Source organism: Mesorhizobium sp. M7A.F.Ca.CA.002.05.1.1, from assembly GCF_003998335.1.
Taxonomy (GTDB): domain Bacteria; phylum Pseudomonadota; class Alphaproteobacteria; order Rhizobiales; family Rhizobiaceae; genus Mesorhizobium.
This window is the reverse complement of the sequence record NZ_RZQI01000821.1, coordinates 1-2,659: the sequence shown is the minus strand read 5'-3', so window position 1 is coordinate 2,659 and position 2,659 is coordinate 1. Positions and strand designations below refer to the sequence as shown.

The window sequence follows — 2,659 nt, the reverse complement described above, 5'->3', positions numbered from 1 at the left end:
AGCGTCGAGATGGCGGTCGAGACGAAAGACATGGGGCTGGTGTCGCTGTTTGCGATCCGGCCCGGAACCTTCGACGTCGTCAAGCCGGCGATAGCGCCCTCGGGCGACATTTCGTCGGCCTATTTCCAGATCGGCGATGTCGCCTATGCGGTGGTCGGACGAAGCGAGGTCCACGACCTCGACCGCGCCGCCGAGACGCTTGCCAAGACGCTTTACTGATCGATCCACAAAGGAGAACGCAAATGAACACCCCCAATCTGGGATATCGCGTCGGCGCCGGCGCCCAAACCGGAGCCATCTTCGACGAGGGCCTGCGCCAGCATATGCTGCGCGTCTACAACTACATGGGCGTCGGCCTGGTGGTCACCGGCCTCGTCGCCTTCATGATCTCATCGACGCCGGCGCTCTACGTGCCGATCTTCTCCAGCCCGCTGAAATGGGTGGTGATGCTGGCACCGCTCGCCTTCGTCTTGCTGTTCTCGTTCAAAATGCAGACCATGTCGGCGGCGAGTGCCCAGGCGATGTTCTGGGCCTTCTGCGCGGTCATGGGCCTGTCGCTCGCCTCTGTGTTCCTGGTCTTCACCGGAACCAGCATCGCGCGCACCTTCTTCATCGCCGCCACCATGTTCGGCGCCACCAGTCTCTACGGCTACACGACAAAGCGCGACCTGACCCAGTTCTCGTCATTCCTGATCATGGGCCTGATCGGCGTGGTGATCGCCAGCATCGTCAACATCTTCCTCGGCTCGACCGCGCTGCAGTTCGCCATCTCGGTGATCGGCATCGCCGTGTTCATCGGCCTGACCGCCTGGGATACGCAGACGATCAAAGAACAGTATGCCGAGAATTTCGACGCGGAATCGCGCCAGAAACTTGCCGTCTTCGGCGCCTTCTCGCTCTATCTGAACTTCATCAACATCTTCCAGCTGCTGCTGAACTTCACCGGCGAACGCGAGTAATCCGGACCGTAGCAGGCAACATTTCGCAACTTACCGTGGCCGGAGGGAAACCTCCGGCCACGGTTTTTTATTTGAGGCAGCATTTGCCATGTGCGGTGGATCGTTCATCGCGGCTGACTGAGACGCGATGTAAATCTGCCGCTCTTGAGTTCGCACGTCCCCTTTTGCTAGCCTGCCGGCCACGCCAGATAGCCGCGAGGACGCATGGAACAGGACAGCCTGACGCTTCACGGTGACGGCATCTCGGCGACTGTTGTCGGGCAGGGCGCCGAACTTGTCTCCCTACGCGATGCCGACGGCACAGAGTTTCTGTGGCAGGCCGGTCCGGAATGGCGGCGTCACTCGCCGGTGCTGTTTCCAATCGTCGGCCGGCTGAAGGGCGACCAACTGCGCCATCGCGGCCAGACCTATCCGATGACCCAGCACGGCTTCGCGCGCGACAAGCCGTTCGCCTGGGCGCAGAGGGGACCACGATCCTGCACGTTGGTGCTCACCGACGATGCCGATACCCGCGCGCACTACCCCTTCGCCTTTCGCCTGGCAGTGACTTACACGCTGGACCGCCATCAGCTTGATGTGACCTTCGACATCACCAACACCGGCGATGAGCCGCTGCCGGCATCGATCGGGGCGCACCCGGCGTTCAATTGGCCTTTGCTTCCGGATCTGGCCAAGACGGATTACCAGCTGACCTTTGCCTCCGCCGAGCAAGCGCCGATCCGCCGCCTGAAGGACGGCCTGCTGCTGAAAGCGCCACAACCGACGCCTGTGGAAGGCAAAAGGCTGGCACTCTCCGAAAGGCTCTTCGGCGAGGACGCGGTGATCATGGATCGGCCCGTCAGTTCCAGCGTGCGCTACGCTGCCGAGAGCGGTCCCGCGATCGAGATGTTGTGGCAGGGATTCCAGGAATTGGGTATCTGGTCCAAACCCGGCGGCGCGCCATTTCTTTGCATCGAACCCTGGCATGGCCTTGCAAGCCCGGTGGATTTCGATGGTGAGTTTATCGATAAGCCTAGCGTGATGTTGATCGAGCCTGCCGCGAAGCGTGTTCTGAGCTATCAGGTACGTCTGCTGCAGCGTCGTGCGCGAATGGCTGAATTGGAGTGAGCCCAGTGAATTCTGAAACAATCGAGATCTACCATCCACGTGGTGTTTTGAATTTGGGCCAATGGGACATTGGCGGTCTCAAGCTCAAAGTCTATGGCCTCGTCGCAGACAACAAGAAGGTCGACGGACCCATGGTGACCCTGGCACAGTCATTCGTGCGACAGGAGGTTCTGCCGCGTGTGGTGGACGAGGGTGACGACAATGGCATGGGCTTTGTGATTATTCATCCTGGCGAGCTGGGTGTTTCCATCTCGGTTCACTGGTGGATACAAGGTTCGGTGCTTTGTCAGCATATCTATCGGAAGCTGTATTCCGCCGCCGAACCGATGGATACGGTAAAGAGATCTGTTGTTGCCTGTGTTTGGGAATTGGCTCTGATAAATGCCGAGCAGGAAGCTTGGCGAAAAACGATGATGAAAAGCGAGCCCAGTCCGTCAGGATACATGGACGCTCGAGCTGGCTTCGAAGCTGCATAGAGACCGCCCATGATCGACTATGGCGTGGTCGCTCAGACCGTCGGTGCCCAATGAAGCTGTATTTCAGCCGCAATCCGAACCCTCGGCTCGCGCTCGCGGTGGCACGCTACCTCGACG

Annotated in this window: 3 protein-coding genes and 1 pseudogene; all 4 read left to right on the top strand. The window is 59.9% G+C overall.

The features are described 5' to 3' along the window. Positions 1-219 (top strand): annotated as a pseudogene (locus EN939_RS29015) (anti-sigma factor family protein); the annotation flags it as partial. Between the two features lie 23 nt (positions 220-242). After that, the gene (locus EN939_RS29010) at positions 243-959 is read left to right on the top strand and encodes a Bax inhibitor-1/YccA family protein (protein WP_127271130.1); all 717 of its coding nucleotides are present in this window, start codon (positions 243-245) and stop codon (positions 957-959) included. 204 nt (positions 960-1,163) lie between these two features. Then, entirely contained in the window at positions 1,164-2,066 is a 903-nt protein-coding gene (locus tag EN939_RS29005; protein WP_127271128.1) for an aldose 1-epimerase family protein, read from the top strand. A 5-nt stretch (positions 2,067-2,071) separates the two neighbouring features. Continuing rightward, complete coding sequence (locus tag EN939_RS39405; protein WP_127271127.1) at positions 2,072-2,542, top strand: hypothetical protein; 471 nt, start codon at positions 2,072-2,074, stop codon at positions 2,540-2,542. The last annotated feature ends 117 nt before the right edge of the window (positions 2,543-2,659 follow it).

Bases quoted from the DNA above. Each gene is read 5' to 3' on its own strand.
- EN939_RS29010 (WP_127271130.1), top strand. From the start codon at position 243: ATGAACACCCCCAATCTGGGATATCGCGTCGGCGCCGGCGCCCAAACC.
- EN939_RS29005 (WP_127271128.1), top strand. From the start codon at position 1,164: ATGGAACAGGACAGCCTGACGCTTCACGGTGACGGCATCTCGGCGACT.